We start from the raw sequence: 16955 nt of genomic DNA, 5'->3' as shown, positions 1-16955 counted from the left end.
ATTTGACTCATTTAAGATAGAAATTGACACAAATGAATCATTTTATTTTGAATTAAAATCATCTACTTTGACTTTTTAAATAAATGATATTGACAATTTTTAGGCTATAAAAATAGAGCATCAATAAAATTAACTTTAAAAAATAACACCATTAATACTTTTGAATTAAAATGAACAGATTATTATCATGTGCCAATTTAAAATGGCGTGCCGTTCGAATAAAAGACGGCTAAAACTTTACCAATTAATTGTAAAACCAACCAAGAAAGAAAACTATCTAAAATGAAAAATCAATGAAAACCAAACTCACTCAAATTTTAAAGCAGAGATATTACCTCTTGTTTTTCTTTAGTTTATTAGTGCAGCAAACGTATGCGCAACAGCAAATAACCATAACGGGAAAAGTAGCTTCTTCGACAGGAGAACCAATTCCGTTTGCAAACGTTGTCATCAAGAATACCAAAAACGGAGCAGTTACCGATTTCGACGGAAGATATAAAATTACTGCAGCTTCAAATCAAACCCTGATTTTTAGTTCGCAGGGATTTAAAACCATCGAAATCGCGATTAATAATGCTACAACAATAGACGCTTCTTTACCTGAAGATGCGATGAAACTAGACGAAATTGTAGTTGTAGGTTACGGTTCGCAGCAAAAAAAGGATCTTACAGGAGCTGTTTCTCTTGTAAAAGCCGACGAAATTCAAAAGCGTCAGGTTACCACCGTTGCCGATGGACTTCAGGGTTTAGTTACAGGAGTTAAAGTTCGTGGCGGCGGACGTCCGGGACAGGAAGCCAATATCGAAATTCGTGGTTTAAAAAATCTTCAAAGCACCAATCCATTATATGTAATTGATGGCTTGGTTACATCGGCAAACCGCGATTTTAACCCTAATGATATCGAAACGATTCAGGTTTTAAAAGATGCATCAGCCGCAGCAATTTATGGCTCAAGAGCAGCAAATGGTGTAATCATTATTACCACGAAAAAAGGTAAAAAAGGCCCGCTAAAAGTTGAAGCTTCAGCTAAAACGAGTTTTACTTCTATGCCAAGATATGATTTAATGGGAACTGAAGAGTTCGCAAAATTCAACAATCAGGCTTATGATAATGCCGGAGCGCCAAGACAAAACTTAAATATGGCTGTAGATACAGACTGGCAGGATGTAGTTTTTCAGAACGGAATGATAAACGACTATAATGTAAGTGTTTCCGGAGGAGGAGATAACTCATCATTTTTTATGTCGGGAAATTATTTTGGAAACAAAGGAACTGTAGTAGGAACTGATTTTGACAGAATTTCATTTAGAGTAAATTCAAGCGGTTCTAAAGGAATTTTCAGCATAGGAGAAAACATTGCCATCAGTAATTCTAAAACCGATGAAATGTCAGGAAATCCAATTATCGATGTGTACCGATTAACGCCTACAATTCCGGTTTATGACGCTGCTAACCCGGGAGGTTATGGTTACGGAAAACAGGGTGTTGCGGATACTTTTGGTACCAACCCGCTTGCATTGGCTGATTTTGCCAATACAATAAACGAAAATTTCAGAATAAGAGGAAACATCTGGTCTGAACTTAAATTCACGCCGTGGCTTAAATACCGTTTTAATTTTGGATATGAAACCAGCTTTGACAGCTATAATTTCATGAGAAAATTAGGGAACTGGACATTAAACCAACCGGTAGAAAAATCATTCATCAACCAAAATAAAGGAAGATCAGAAACATTGCTTTACGAAAACACATTGACTTTCAAAAAAGCATTTGGTAAACATGATTTGACGGTTTTGGTAGGTCAAACATTTCAAAAAGACAATTACAACCAAATTTACGGAACAAAAAGAAATCTTTTAATCAACTCAGGAACAGGTTCGTACTATGATGTTTTAGATTTAGGAGATTCACCGGAAGTAGGAGGCTTTAGAAACGAAGCGGCACTAACTTCTTATTTAGGAAGATTAGAATACAATTATGACAATCGTTATTTGATTAATGCAGTGATACGTCGCGATGGTTCATCAAGATTTAGCGATGACAACAAATGGGGGAATTTCCCATCAGTTTCTGCGGGATGGAGAATTAACAACGAATCTTTCTTTAAATCAGAATTTATTAAAGATTTAAAACTAAGAGCAAGTTACGGAGAACTGGGTTCAGGAAATATTGGAAACTACGAATACAAAAGTTTCATCAATACGTTTGGAACTGTAGTTTTGGGTAACGGACAAGGTTTGTATCCTGCTGCAACTCAGGTAAGATTATCAAACGCACAATTGCGTTGGGAAAAATTAAAACAAACCAACTTTGGGTTAGATCTTGGTGTGCTTAACAATGATTTACGCTTTACAGCCGATTATTTTGTGGCACGTACAGAAGATGTATTGTTTGGTTTTCCAATTTTATTGACTACAGGTAACGACGGAGGAAATCCAATTTCGAATGCTGCAACGGTAGAAAATAAAGGTCTTGAACTGGAATTGGCTTACAGCAAAAAAATCAATGATTTCTCTTTTAATGCTTCTATCAATTTCACTAAAGTGAATAATAAACTGGTTTCATTAGGTAACGGACAAAACCAAAACATTCAGGATAATACGATCACACGTGCCGGAAACGCAGTAGGAATGTGGTACGTTTTGCAAACTGACGGATTATTTCAAAACCAGGCTGAAATTAACAACTACAAAAACGCCGATGGTAAAGTAATTATGCCAAATGCAAAACCGGGAGATATTCGCTTTAAAGACATTAACGGCGACGGAGAAATTACAAACGAAGACAAAGACATCGTAGGAAGTCCCTGGCCGGAATTTGAAATGGGTTTAAATGCAGGAGCAGAATACAAAGGTTTTGATTTTTCTATGAACTGGATCGCGTCTCACGGAGCAACAGTTTACGACGGATTTAGAAGTGTTGTAGATCGTTTTGATGACAATAGTAATTACAGAAGAGGAATTCAGCCATGGACTCCGGAAAACCCTAATACCGATTTTCCTAGAATTGTAAAAGGAACAACCCTAAACTCAAGAGGAGATACAGACAGATTCTTAGAAAGTGGTGATTTTATCCGCCTAAAATACATCGGATTTGGATACAACATTCCGGATAGTGTTTTGAAAACAGCAGGAATTACAAGAGCAAGATTAACTATATCGGCACAAAATGTAATTACAATTTCAAAATACAAAGGTTTAGATCCTGAGTTCAGTAACTCTAATATTTTTCAGAGAGGTGTTGATAATGGCGCTTTCCCAAATTTACAGACGTATTCATTTGGTGTTGAATTTAGCTTCTAATTTTAAAAAAATCGCGTAATGAAAAGAATAATAGTTTTAATAGCAATTTTTTCAGGCCTGTTTTTCACATCTTCATGTGAAAACGAACTGGACCTGAACAACCCAAATGCTGTAACAGTAGATCAGTATTGGAAGACCGAAAGTGACGCACAGGCAGGAGTAAACTCTATTTATGCCATGTTTTATAAAGATGGATTATGGGCAAGATGGATTTATTTCCGTTTGGATTTAACGTCTGATGAAGGATTCAGCAATAGCCCGTGGACAGAATTAGCAGACTGGACCAGATTTAATTATATCAATTATAATTTTTGGGAAGGGCAGGTAGTAACCTGGAGAGATACGTACAAAGCCGTTTTTAGATGTAATCAGGTATTAGCAAATGTGCCAAATATTACTTTTCAGAATGAAGACGACAAAAAGAAAATTATAGCACAGGCGAAGTTTTTTAGAGCGCTGCATTACTATTATGCTGCCATTCTTTGGGAGAATATTCCAATCGTTTTAGAGCCTTCTACACCTGCAGATTTGCCGGCACAGAAAAATGTAACCGAAGTTTTTGCACAAGTAGAAAAAGATTTGAATGAGGCTTTCGCCGATTTGCCTTCTTCATGGTCAGCAGATCAAACCGGAAGACCTGACAAAGGAGCTGCAAAGGCTTTTTTAGCAAAAGTATACATGCAACAGCACAAATGGGCCGAAGCAAAAACGGCATTAGAATATTTAATTAGCGGTCCGGGTGCCAAATATAATTTGGTAGCCAATTACAGAGACAACTTTACGGATGTAAATGAAAACAATAAAGAATCCGTATTTGAAATTCAGTTTGGAGATCAAAAAAGCGGAGGAACAGATGAAGGTCAGAGTGCTGCAGTTTCAAGCAACCGTGCGCAGTTTTTTGCACCAAGAGGAATTGGATGGTCAGACGGACAAGCTCGTTTTTGGTTAGTAAATGCCTTTAAACAAGAAAAAAACAAAGACGGAAATCTTGACACCAGATTAAGATATACGTTATACTACCCACAATTACAAGCTGATTTTGGAGACAAAGTATACGGTAAAAACTGGGAGTGGGGCAATGACGAAGCGTGGTTTAGAAAAGGAAGCCGTGATTATTACAGAAACAACGAAGATTATTACAGTCAGGTCAACTACAGACTGGTTCGTTATGCTGATATATTATTGCGTTACGCCGAAGTGCTAAACGAAACGGGAAATACAGCTGATGCCTATCAATATGTTGATTTAGTGAGAGCGCGTGTCAACATGAATACTTTGGCAGCAGCGCATCCTGAAATTGGAAACGATCACGATAAATTCTTAGAAAGATTAAAAACAGAACGTGTTTTAGAATTGGCCGGAGAAAGTGTTCGCTGGGAAGATTTAAAACGTTGGGGAGATTTAAACACTCAGGCTTCTGTAGATAAAATTGCACTTCGTGATCCTGATTTTAAAAACTTTGTGGTAGGAAAAAATCAAAGATTACCTATTCCGCAAGTAGAGGTGCAGAATAACCCGAACTTAAAACAACACGCAGAATATTAAACCATTTTTAAAGGGAATCAGATGTATTTGATCTGATTCCCTTATTAAAAGAACGATCGTTCATAATAACAAAAATTATAATGAAAAAAGTAAAATTGTATCTGACATTAATGTTGGCAGGACTAGTATTGCTTAGTTGCAACAACAAAAAAAACAACACCGAAGAAAGTAAAAGTGAAACCGCTAAAATCGAGAAAAGAGAAATCTGGACAAAAGATCAGGCCAATAAATGGTATGCAGAACAACCTTGGTTAGTAGGCGCAAATTATTATCCTAGCACAGCTATAAATCAGTTAGAGATGTGGCAGGAAGATACATTTGATCCCAAAAGAATCGATCAGGAATTGGGTTGGGCAGAAGGTATTGGCATGAATGTAATGCGTGTTTACCTGCACGATTTATTGCACCAGCAAGATGCGGAAGGACTTTACAAACGAATGGACCAATTTTTGGAAATTGCAGATAAACACCACATTAAAACACTATTCGTTTTATTTGATTCCTGCTGGGATCCGTTTCCTGCTTTAGGAAAACAAAGAGCCCCAAAACCCTACACACACAATTCAGGCTGGGTACAAAGTCCGGGACAAAAAGTACTACAGGATAAAACACAATATCCACGTTTAGAGAAATATGTAAAAGAAACCGTTGCAAAATTCAAAGACGACAAACGTATTTTGGGTTGGGATGTTTGGAACGAACCGGATAATATGACGGGACCATCTTACGAAAAAATCGAAATCAAAAACAAAGTCGATTTGATCTTACCACTTTTAAAAGATGTTTTTGTCTGGGCGAGAGAAAGCAATCCGTCACAACCCTTAACTTCCGGAGTTTGGGTAGGAGACTGGAGCGATGAAGCAAAGATGAAACCAATGCACAAAATGCAAATCGAGCAATCTGATGTAGTTTCTTTTCATAATTATAATACTCCGGCAGATTTCGAAAAAGTAATCAAAGAATTACAGCGTTACGGAAAACCTTTATTGTGTACAGAATATATGGCAAGACCTAACGGAAGCACTTTTGAAGGCTTTTTACCAATTGCAAAAAAATACAATGTTGGTATGATCAACTGGGGTTTTGTTGACGGAAAAACACAAACCAAATACGCATGGGACAGCTGGACTAAAAAATACAATTCAGAGCCAAAACTTTGGTTTCACGAAGTACTTAAAAACGACGGAACGCCATACATAAAAGCAGAAACAGATTTGATTAAGAAAATGACATCTGAAGCGAATAAGAAGTAATTAGATAATGTGTCAATTTGATATTTTTTTGCCACAGATTACACAGATTAAAAGGATTAATCCAATCTGTGGTAAAAAATAAACACATAGTAACATAGATTTATTGCCTCTTTTTAAGATGATAATAAAAGCTAGCTTTTACACATAGCTATGTATATTTTAATTAGTGAAATACCCTTTCTAGACAAAGAAAATTTGTTCCTGTGTGTTTGAAAAAATCTTTTTTAATTCTTTTAATCTGTGGCAAAAAAAAAATTTTAATCTCAAGTGAAAATGAAAAAATACACCATGAAACAGTTCTTTTTTCTGGCGGCAATTCTGATTGGTTTTTCTGCGAAAGCGCAACAGCCGGATCCACCGGGACAAGTTAAGGGAACTGAAAAACCTAAAAACGAAGCCTATCTTTTTGCGCACATGACGCACAACGATTACGGCAGATTGTATTATTCCGTGAGTCTTGATGGTTTGCATTGGGAAAATTTAAACAGCGGAAAAAGAGTTTTTGAGGATTATAAAGGACATCCGGATATCTGCAAAGGTCCGGACGGAAAATATTATATCGCCGGAAATACTGGCGACGATGCAAAAACGATCAATATCTGGGTTTCCGATGATTTAATTACCTGGAAAAAGCATTCAGATTATACGCCCGATTTAAAAAGCACGCCGGATTACGCGAATGCTTTACAGCGAATTGGTGCACCGAAATTGTATTACGATCAGGATTCTCAAAAGTTTATCATGACCTGGCATACGCCACATCTTGACGGAACAAAAGAAGATCCGGAACGTTACTGGGCAAGTCAGCGAACGTTGTATGTTTTGTCTAAAGATTTAAAAACTTTCGAAGGAACACCAAAACGTTTGTTCGATTGGGATATGGGAACCATAGATGTTTTCATTCGTAAAATCGGTGATTCGTATTATGCTGTAATGAAAGATGAAACCTATCCAACATTATACTGGACAACCGGAAAAACAGTTCGAATCGCAAAATCAAAATCATTATTAGGACCTTATTCTTTGCCACAACAATCGATCAGTCCAAATTTTAGAGAAGCGCCCATGTTAATTCCTTCTCCTGATGATAAAATATGGTACATGTATTACGAACAATATCCGGGAGTTTCTTACGGATTATCAATTGCAGATAATCCAAATGGACCATGGTTTCAAGCTTCAGGTTATACCTTTTTTGCCGATTGGGATAAATACAGTTTTCCTGAAAAAGTACGTCACGGATGCATGATTACCATTTCGAAAAAAGAATACGACGGTCTGGTGAAGAAATTTAAAAAATAATGGTGAATTGTAAATTGTTAATGGTGAATTATTTCAAAGCTTTTAAACATTATTTGATTCATTTACAATTCACCATTTATAATTCATAATTAAAAAAGGATTGGTTAGTTAAGTTAGTGTTTGAAATTACCAGGCTATGTGGATATAGTCTGGTAATTTATTTAGTAAAGAAGAAAATGAAATGGCAATAATTCTTAGAATCGTTGCACAAAACAAGATATAATGAATAGAAAAACAACTGTTGTATTGGCGCTTTTTTTAAGCTGCCTGGTTCATGCACAATGGAAACCTCAGGGAGATAAAATCAAAACAAAATGGGCAAGTCAGGTTGATCCTGCTAAAACATTACCGGAATATCCCCGTCCGATTATGGAGCGCAGTCAATGGAAAAACCTGAATGGATTATGGAATTATGCCATTCAGGAATTTGGCAAAACGGCGCCTTCAAAATATGACGGGCAAATTTTGGTTCCGTTTGCGGCTGAATCTAGTTTGTCTGGCGTGATGAAAGAAGTTGGCGCAAAAAATGAACTTTGGTACGAAACCAATTTTTCGATCGAATCCAACTGGAACGGAAAAAACATTCTATTGCATTTTGGTGCTGTTGACTGGAAAACAGAAGTTTATATTAATAATATTAAAATTGGTTCGCATACAGGTGGTTACACGCCATTTTCATTTGATATTACACCTTTCATCCAAAAAGGAAAAAATCAAAAACTGGTGGTAAAAGTTTGGGATCCCTCCAATGACGGACCACAGCCAAGAGGAAAACAAGTTAAAAATCCCGAAGGAATCTGGTACACGCCCGTTACTGGGATCTGGCAAACCGTTTGGATAGAACCTGTAAATGCAAAAAGTATTTCAACTTTAAAAACGATACCTAATCTTGACCAAAACACCATTAGCATAAAAGCTGATGTTGCTGGAGCAACAACTGGAGATTTAGTTGAAATAGCTGTTTTTGATGAAGGAAAAGAAATAGCCAAAGCTAAAGCTGTAGTAGGCGAAAGCAATGATATTGTTTTGAATAATCCAAAATTATGGTCGCCGGAAAGTCCGTTTTTATATCAGACAAAAATTCGTTTGATTAGTAATAATAAAGTAGTTGACGAAGTGAAAAGTTACTTTGCGATGCGAAAAATTGCATCAAAAAGAGATGAAAACGGTATCGTGAGAATGCAGCTTAATAACAAAGATTATTTTCAGTTTGGTCCTTTAGATCAGGGTTGGTGGCCAGACGGATTGTATACGGCTCCAACCGATGAAGCTTTAAAATATGATATTATAAAAACCAAAGAATTAGGTTTTAATATGATCCGTAAACATGTAAAAGTCGAGCCGGAACGCTGGTATACGCATTGCGATCAATTGGGAATTTTAGTTTGGCAGGATATGCCAAGCGGAGACGAACAACCGCTTTGGCAAAACAGAAAATACTTTGAAGGAACTGAATTGCAGCGTACAGCAAAATCAGAAGAGATTTACAGAAAAGAGTGGAGGGAAATAATGGATCATTTGTATTCGTATCCAAGTATTGTGGTTTGGGTTCCGTTTAACGAAGCCTGGGGACAATTTAAAACGGTTGAAATTACAGAATGGACAAAAAATCACGATCCAAGCCGTTTAACGAATTCTTCAAGCGGAGGAAATCATTTTCAAACCGGAGATATTCTTGATTTGCACAATTATCCGGGACCGGAAATGTATTTGTATGATGCAAGACGTGTGACCGTTTTAGGCGAATATGGCGGAATTGGTTTGCCGCTTGAAGGTCATTTATGGAGAGCAAACGACAATTGGGGATATATTAAATTTAAAAATGAAAACGAAGTAACAGCAGAATATATTAAGTATGCTAAAATCTTAAAGAATTATGTAAAAACAGGTTTTTCAGCAGCAGTTTATACCCAAACGACAGATGTTGAGGGCGAAGTAAACGGTTTCATGACCTACGACAGAAAAGTAGATAAAATGGATTTTAAAGCAGTAAATAAAATCAATACTGAAGTTATTGATGCTTTGAATCATAAATAAGATTTTTGAATATGGAGCAACTTTGTCAAAGTTTCAAACTTTGACAAAGTTTATGTGAGAGAGAAATATGAGCCCAGTTTGTCATCTCGACGAAGGAGAGATCACACTCGGGATTCGACAAAGATTGTCGATTATTTGCGTGGAGTTTCGAGTGTGATCCTTCCTTCGTCAGGATGACAAGATTGTGGAAACATTGTCTAGAATTAGAAATTATACGGAAACATTCTTATGAAAATGATTGCCCTAGCCCCGCTATCCGTTCCAATCTTTTGTGCCGGTGTTCGGCATAAAAGATTGGAACGGATAGCGGGATTAGCTCCTGAAAAAATAAATCAGCTTTGACAAAGTTTTCGATAAAAAACAAGCCCAACAACAAAAAAATAAAATGAAAAAATACCTAATACCCTTTTTATTACTGATGGTTTCAGCTGGATATTCGCAGCAAAAAACATTCACAAATCCTATTTTGCCATCGGGCGCAGATCCTTACAGTACGTATTACAAGGGATATTATTATTACACTAATACGCTGCAAAACAGATTAGAGCTTTGGAAAACAAAAGATTTATCTGATCTTAAAAATGCGCAAAGTAAAGTTATTTGGGAAGCACCAAAAGGAACGGACTATTCATCGGAGATCTGGGCGCCGGAATTTCATATTATAAACGGAAAATGGTATTGCTATTTTGCGGCGGATAATGGTGACAACAACAATCACAGAATGTATGTTTTAGAAAATAAATCGTCAGATCCGTTTAAAGGAAATTTTGAGTTTAAAGGAAAAATTGCTGCCAAAACAGACAAATGGGCGATTGACGGAAATGTTTTTGAACATAAAAAGCAATTGTACATGATTTGGGCAGGATGGGAAGGCGATACTAACGGACAGCAGAATATTTACATTGCAAAAATGAAGAATCCGCTTGAGATAGAGGGAGATCGCGTTATGATTTCGGCGCCAACAAACAATTGGGAAACGCACGGGGCTTTGCATGACGACAAAAATCCGGCGCAGGTAAATGTAAACGAAGGGCCTCAGTTTTTGTCGAGAAACGGTAAAGTTTTTATTGTGTTTTCGGCTAGTGGCTGCTGGACAGATTTCTACGCTTTGGGATTATTAATTTTTACCGGCGGGGATAATTTATTGGATGCATCGGCATGGAAAAAATCTCCTGAACCATTATTCAAACAGTCAGATAAAAACAAAGTGTATGCACCGGGACACAATTCATTTTTTAAATCTCCTGACGGAAAAGAAGACTGGATTTTGTACCACGCAAATTCGAATGCGGGTGAAGGATGTGGAAATAAAAGATCGCCAAGAATGCAGAAAATCAATTGGGATGCAAACGGATTTCCGGTTTTAGGTGAACCGGTAAGTGAAACTACAAAGTTGGCGCTGCCTTCGAAATAGACGAAAGAGAAAATAGAATACTAATTGAGGATGATTCGGTTCGTTCCTCGTAATGATATAAAAGATGAAAAACATTCAAATAGCCGCGGTTGCAATGCTGGCACTTTTTCAATTTAGTTGTAAAGACATAAAAAAGGAGAATGCGCCATTAAAAGAGAATGCGGATAAGATTGCAGATTCGGCACAAACAGTTCTGGAAACTAAAAATTTTGATACCATAATCGATGGAAAAAAAGTCAATTTGTATTGGATAGGAAACAAAGATCTCAAAGCTTCTTTTACTAATTATGGTGGAAGATTAGTGAGTCTTTTGGTGAAAGATAAAAATGGAAAACCAGTTGATGTTGTAGTTGGATTTAATAGCGCAAAAGGTTTTAAAAACTCAACAGAACCTTATTTTGGAGCAACAATTGGAAGAGTCGGAAACCGAATTGCAAAGGGGAAATTTACTTTAGAGGGAAAACAATATCAGGTGCCGCTTAATAACGGGAAAAATGCTTTGCATGGTGGTGTAAAAGGTTTTCAGGATGTAGTTTGGGATGCTGAAAAAACAAACGAAAACACGTTGGTTTTTAGCTATGTTTCACCAGACGGAGAACAAGGTTTTCCTGGGAATTTAAAGGTAAAAGTAACGTATACGATTACGGATGATAATTCGATTAAAATGGAGTACGAAGCGACAACGGATAAAACTACGATTGTAAACTTAACCAATCACGCGTTTTTTAATTTGAATGGAGAGGGAAGTGGTACGATTTTAAATCATCAATTACAGATTTATGCTAATGAATTTACTCCGGTTGATGAAGGCTTGATTCCGAATGGTGAATTAAAATCAGTAAAAAATACGCCATTTGATTTTACATCTCAACATACCATTGGTGAAAAAATCGAAACGAAAGACGAGCAGCTTAAATTTGGGAAAGGATACGACCACAATTATGTGCTAAACGGAACAAAGAAAAACGGACTGAATCATGCCGCGACAATTTCAGGAGATCAATCCGGAATTACGATGGATATTTTTACACAAGAACCTGGATTACAGTTTTACAGCGGTAATTTCATGCAATCAAAAAATACCATGAAATCAGGATCTAAAGACGATTTTAGGACTGCATTTGCACTTGAAACACAACATTTTCCGGATGCACCCAATCAGCCAAAATTTGCATCGATTGTTTTAAAAGCGGGACAAAAATATCATACTGTTTCTTATTATCAGTTTTCGGTGAAATAGATTATTAGTGAGATGTAAAATGTAAAATGTAAAATGTGAGATTGTTTTGTCATCCTGAGGAACGAAGGATCGCACTAGAAACTCGACAAAGATTGGAGAATTACTGTGCGGAATCTCTTTTGTGATCCTTCGTTCCTCAGGATGACAAAATAAAACCTATAAAAAAACTAAAATGAAAAAAATATTAACCTTAATAACATCACTTTGCGTTTTCGCGGCCTGTTCGCAGGAAAAAAACACTGAGAAACCCAAAGAAGTCAAAACCAGTACAATTTTACTGGCCGATCCTACGATTTTTTATCATAACGGAATGTATTATTTATACGGAACCACATCCGGAGATATCCCAAATGGTGAAGGTTTTCAGGTGTATACGTCATCAGATCTAAAGGATTGGAAAGGTCCGATTGGAGCTCAAAATGGTCTTGCCCTGAAAAAAGGAGATTCTTTTGGCGATAAAGGTTTTTGGGCGCCTCAGGTTCTTTCGTATAAAAACAAATTTTATATGATTTATACTGCCAACGAAAACATTGCAACAGCTGTTAGCGATAGTCCGCTTGGGCCATTTAAAAGTGAGTTAAAAGAACCTATTATTAAAACCGGAAATCAGATCGATCCGTTTGTTTTTATCGATGAGGACGGAAAAAAATATTTGTATTACGTGAGATTAACGAACGGAAACAGAATTTTTGTTGCCGAAATAAACGATGATCTTCAAAGCATTAAATCAGAATCTTTAACCGAATGTATTTCAGGAACATTGCCTTGGGAAAATACTGAAAATACAAATTGGCCTGTGACAGAAGGTCCTACGGTTTTAAAACACAATGGTTTGTATTATCTGATTTATTCTGCAAATGATTTCAGAAATATCGATTATGCTATTGGATACGCCACCAGTAAAAGTCCGTTAGGGCCTTGGGAAAAATCGAAAAACAGTCCGATCATTAGTCGAAAAAATACCAATCAAAACGGAATTGGTCATGGCGATGTCTTTTGGGATAAAAATCAGAAAATGCATTATGTGTTACATACGCATTTTAATGAAAGTGCTGTTTCTCCGCGAAAAGCAGGCATTATTGATATTGAGTTTGTGGGCAACGAATTGAAGGCAGTCAATAATAGTTTTAACTTTTTGAAGAATTAAGTGCTGTGCATAAAAAATCCCCTTTCGTAATAAAAGGGGATTTTTGATTTTATATAATATTAAAAAATGATAAGATGTATTTGATTTTTTATAAATGATCCGGTTCGCTTTCTCCCATTTTAGGATCTGCGACTGAATTTTCAATTTCGTTTGCCTCACTACAATTGTTAAGTATGGCGTTCTCAGGCAAGTCATCCCAATGTCCCCAATCACCTTTGTATGATTTTCTATAAATCAAATCGCAATTATCTTTTCCATAAACCATACTTTGATACGGGCATTTATTAAGGTTTCCACTGTTGTTAAGGTTTGATTTTTCCATGACGATTATGTTAGGGGTTTGTAGTCTCAAAATTAGTGTTTTAGCTTTAATTTTTGTTTATACGAAAAGCTAAATTTGTTATAAGATTTACAGTTTAACAAATTAGAAATGAATATAATACATCACTATTTAACTTATTTATTGCTTTTTATAGTCTCAAGCTCTATTCTAAATTTTCCCCAAAAAGGATTATCAGCCATTTGCGAATGTCCCACGACTATTATATAATTTCCTTTTTGTTTAAGAGGAACATTCAAATCCATTCCAAAAGGTCCGTCTGAAGTATTATCGGGAAAAATGATCTGATTAAAACGAATATTTCCTTTTCCGGTAGTAGGAACAAGATTTCCTTTTAATTCGCCCAAATCTTCATTTTTGAATTTCACATATGTTCTTGGGTGAATAGAATCTATTGCACCTTCTGCGGTAAAAAGCTCTTTTTCATTTCTAAAATTCATGAAAATGGTATCGCCAATCTGTTTGTTCACTTTTTCTTCTTGCTTAGTGATAACAGGCTCTGAAGTTTGAACAGGAGCAACTTTATTTTCTTTTTGATGGCATGAGAAACAGAAAACGGATAGTAAAAGTAGCAGAGAATTTTTCATCATAATATTTTTAGAGACAACTCAAATCTAACACTTTTTTAAAATGGCTGGTTACAGAATAACATTTGTATTTTGTAAAATTCGGATAAACCGCAAATTTTTAACATCTGTAATAATATAATTATTTGTAATTTTAAATTGTTGTTTATCAGTAAGCTATGTTTTTGTTTCATAAAAGTATAATAAAAAAGACGTTTTTAAAATTACGTGTTGATTGATTTCTTAGATTTGTATAACGCCACCAAAAACATTTCCTATCATGCCAGTAATTGAGCAATCAGAATATGACTTACCTTCTATTATTCATCGCAACAGGCATGTTTCTACAATTTATGCTGCTTTGTTTAAAAAGTTCGATGCGCCCGGATACACCAGAGAGAAGATTGAATTGAATGACGGAGATTTTATCAATATCGATTTTATCCTCAACGATCCTAAAAAAGCGGTTATTTTATGTCATGGTTTAGAAGGAGATTCGCGCAGAACATACAATAATAGTTGTGCGGTTTATTTTCAGCAGAAAGATTTTTCGGTTTTCGCCTGGAACAATCGTACTTGTGGCGGAGAAATGAATCGTTTGCCCAGACTTTATCACCACGGTGCGGTTGATGATCTTGACGAAGTGGTTCAGTTTGTTCTGAAAAAAGGATTCGAAGAAGTTTATTTGATTGGATATTCGATGGGAGGCGTACAGCTTCTGAATTATTTTGGCTGGAACAAAATCGATGAGCGTATAAAAGCCGGAGTTTGCATTTCGGTACCTACACATATTGCGACCAGTGCTGAAGTGCTTAAACAAGGTTTTAACAGGGTTTATTTAAAGAATTTTACCATCGATATTAAAAGGAAGCTGAAATACAAAGCAGCACAATTTCCTGATTTTATCAATCGCGATCAAATTGACAGTATTACTTCTTTTGATGAAGTCGATCATTATTTTACAGCGCCTTTGCATGGTTTTGCCAGTCGCGACGATTATTACCAACAAGTTTCTCCGGAATTTTCCCTTAAAAATATTACTACGCCGGTTTTAATTATCAATTCTCTCGATGATCCTTTTTTAGGCGAAAGATGTTATCCAAGGGCTATAGCTCAGGAAAGTGCTTATGTGTATCTTGAAACTCCAAAATACGGAGGACATTGTGCTTTTCCGTTGCGTGATTCTACTTATTCTTATGCAGAAAAAAGAGCTTATGGCTTTTTTGAATCCTACAAAAGCTAGAAGAAAGCTTCTAAAATCCGATAATAAATTTTTACTATATTTGACCTGAATATTGGTTGAGCCGTAGCATTTAATAAGCTGAATTTAAACGGTTTTATCACTATTTGATGACGTATTTTATTTTGAAAGAGTAATTTATTCTATTAAAAAGGAAATCAATTATCAACCCCAAATTTTTAAAATGAAAAAAAATCTAGTAACGCTTTTATTTGTATGTACTGCAATTAATATGTTTGGGCAGGCTCCAAGTAATTCAAAGTCAGGCAAGAATAGCTATTCTAATAATAAAGTTTTAACTGCTAATGATATCGTTACCAACAAAGCCATCAATCCGCTTAAAAAAGTGGCGTTAGATCCGCAATCGATTCTAATTTATGATTATGATGGTTCTTTGATGTCGTTTAATCTAGAATCGGAAGCATTTAACTGGACGGTGAAAGCGACAGATTCGCATACTGAAATGTGTGCCAATCAGCTTACGTTACAAGATGGAGTAGTGTATGTTCCTTTTATAAACGGTGAAATTTTTGCGATTAATAACAAAACCGGACAGATTTTCTGGAAATCAAGATTAGGTACTATTACAGATCAAATTGTATTAAAAAACCAAGCTCCAATTATTAATGACGGAAAACTGTTTATCACAACTCAAAGTCCTAACAATAATATTTATGCCCTTGATATAAAGGACGGTAGTTTAATTTGGAATTACAAATTAGAGGGTTCAAACAATGATATTCCGGTGCTCTTTTTTGATAATAAAGTATTTACGCAAAGTGGGAATAACTTTTATAGTTTTGAAGCCAATACAGGAAAACTTCTTTCGCAGAAAACTTTTGAAGAACCCATACACGGAAAAGCGGTAACTGATGGTGAAAATGTATTTGTAGCCAACGAAAAAAATGTGGTTTTTGCCTTAAATCCTAATACTCTGGATATTGTTTGGCAATTTAAATTAGATGAAAATCAAAGTAATATCAAGGATCGTATTTTTAGCAAAGACAAAAAGCTCTATTTTGCAGCAGAAGGTCCGGAAGTTTCGTCGCTATATGCTGTAGATTCAAAAACAGGAACTCAGATCTGGAAAACGGATTTTAAAAATGATATTATCGAATATGTTGTCGAGGAAAGTGATAATGCGTGGGGATATACGCGTAAGGGAAAACTTTTTCAGATAGACTTAGCAAATGGTGAAATGGCATTCGATATGAAGCTATCAACGCGACCTATTTCTAATCTTGAGTTTGCCGAAGAGAATTATATGTATTATTATTCTGACGCTGCTTTAATTCAGTTTGAATTTAGTACAAAAGACGAAAACGAAGTTTATCTTCGAACTTCTATCAAGGATGATGCCTATAGTGCGTATCTAAAAATCCTTCGATAAGAAATAAAAAGAAGCTGTTTTGTAAGAGACAGCTTCTTTTTTTATGGCTGAATCCTTCATTATAACGCATATAGGAATTCTGTTTTCAGGTGAGTAAAAATATTTTATAGATCGTGATTTTACTCTTTTATTTGGCTGTACTTAGATCAAAATGAGGTCACTAATTTTTATACTAAAAT

12 protein-coding genes are annotated in these 16955 nt (G+C 35.8%); 10 read left to right on the top strand and 2 right to left on the bottom strand.

The genetic code is table 11. From position 1 onward, the window contains the following. Positions 1-293: 293 nt before the first annotated feature. From FLACOL7796_RS04465 to FLACOL7796_RS04430, 8 genes are all read left to right on the top strand, one after another. A complete protein-coding gene (locus FLACOL7796_RS04465) occupies positions 294-3302 on the top strand; it encodes a SusC/RagA family TonB-linked outer membrane protein (protein ID WP_173969631.1) in 3009 nt (1002 codons plus the stop codon). Between the two features lie 18 nt (positions 3303-3320). Further along, complete coding sequence (locus FLACOL7796_RS04460) at positions 3321-4847, top strand: RagB/SusD family nutrient uptake outer membrane protein (RefSeq protein ID WP_173969630.1); 1527 nt, start codon at positions 3321-3323, stop codon at positions 4845-4847. Positions 4848-4927: 80 nt separating this feature from the next. Next, positions 4928-6100, top strand: coding sequence for a glycoside hydrolase 5 family protein (locus FLACOL7796_RS04455; RefSeq protein WP_173969629.1), 1173 nt, complete (start codon positions 4928-4930; stop codon positions 6098-6100). Between the two features lie 273 nt (positions 6101-6373). Then, positions 6374-7402 (top strand): glycoside hydrolase family 43 protein, encoded by a 1029-nt coding sequence (locus tag FLACOL7796_RS04450; protein ID WP_173969628.1) that lies wholly within the window; start codon positions 6374-6376, stop codon positions 7400-7402. Positions 7403-7624: 222 nt separating this feature from the next. Then, positions 7625-9439, top strand: coding sequence for a glycoside hydrolase family 2 protein (locus tag FLACOL7796_RS04445; RefSeq protein WP_173969627.1), 1815 nt, complete (start codon positions 7625-7627; stop codon positions 9437-9439). A 385-nt stretch (positions 9440-9824) separates the two neighbouring features. After that, a complete protein-coding gene (locus FLACOL7796_RS04440) occupies positions 9825-10853 on the top strand; it encodes a glycoside hydrolase family 43 protein (protein WP_173969626.1) in 1029 nt (342 codons plus the stop codon). A 64-nt stretch (positions 10854-10917) separates the two neighbouring features. Further along, entirely contained in the window at positions 10918-12093 is a 1176-nt protein-coding gene (locus FLACOL7796_RS04435; protein ID WP_173969625.1) for an aldose epimerase family protein, read from the top strand. A 172-nt stretch (positions 12094-12265) separates the two neighbouring features. Next, positions 12266-13240 carry a glycoside hydrolase family 43 protein gene (locus tag FLACOL7796_RS04430; RefSeq protein ID WP_173969624.1) on the top strand — a complete coding sequence of 325 codons (975 nt, stop codon included), beginning with the start codon at positions 12266-12268 and terminating at the stop codon, positions 13238-13240. Positions 13241-13328: 88 nt separating this feature from the next. Here the strand turns inward: FLACOL7796_RS04430 and FLACOL7796_RS04425 are convergent, their stop codons facing one another. Then, a complete protein-coding gene (locus tag FLACOL7796_RS04425; RefSeq protein WP_173969623.1) occupies positions 13329-13562 on the bottom strand; it encodes a hypothetical protein in 234 nt (77 codons plus the stop codon). A gap of 134 nt (positions 13563-13696) precedes the next feature. Beyond that, positions 13697-14167 (bottom strand): hypothetical protein, encoded by a 471-nt coding sequence (locus FLACOL7796_RS04420; RefSeq protein ID WP_173969622.1) that lies wholly within the window; start codon positions 14165-14167, stop codon positions 13697-13699. 259 nt (positions 14168-14426) lie between these two features. On the opposite strand from FLACOL7796_RS04420, the gene FLACOL7796_RS04415 reads away from it, so the two are divergent. Beyond that, a complete protein-coding gene (locus tag FLACOL7796_RS04415) occupies positions 14427-15389 on the top strand; it encodes a YheT family hydrolase (protein WP_173969621.1) in 963 nt (320 codons plus the stop codon). Between the two features lie 181 nt (positions 15390-15570). Beyond that, positions 15571-16776: a PQQ-binding-like beta-propeller repeat protein gene (locus tag FLACOL7796_RS04410; protein WP_173969620.1), complete on the top strand. Its 1206-nt coding sequence runs from the start codon at positions 15571-15573 to the stop codon at positions 16774-16776. The last annotated feature ends 179 nt before the right edge of the window (positions 16777-16955 follow it).

Source organism: Flavobacterium bizetiae, assembly GCF_902804475.1.
In the GTDB taxonomy this organism is placed as follows: Bacteria; Bacteroidota; Bacteroidia; order Flavobacteriales; family Flavobacteriaceae; genus Flavobacterium; species Flavobacterium bizetiae.
This window is presented reverse-complemented; position numbering and strand designations above follow the sequence as displayed.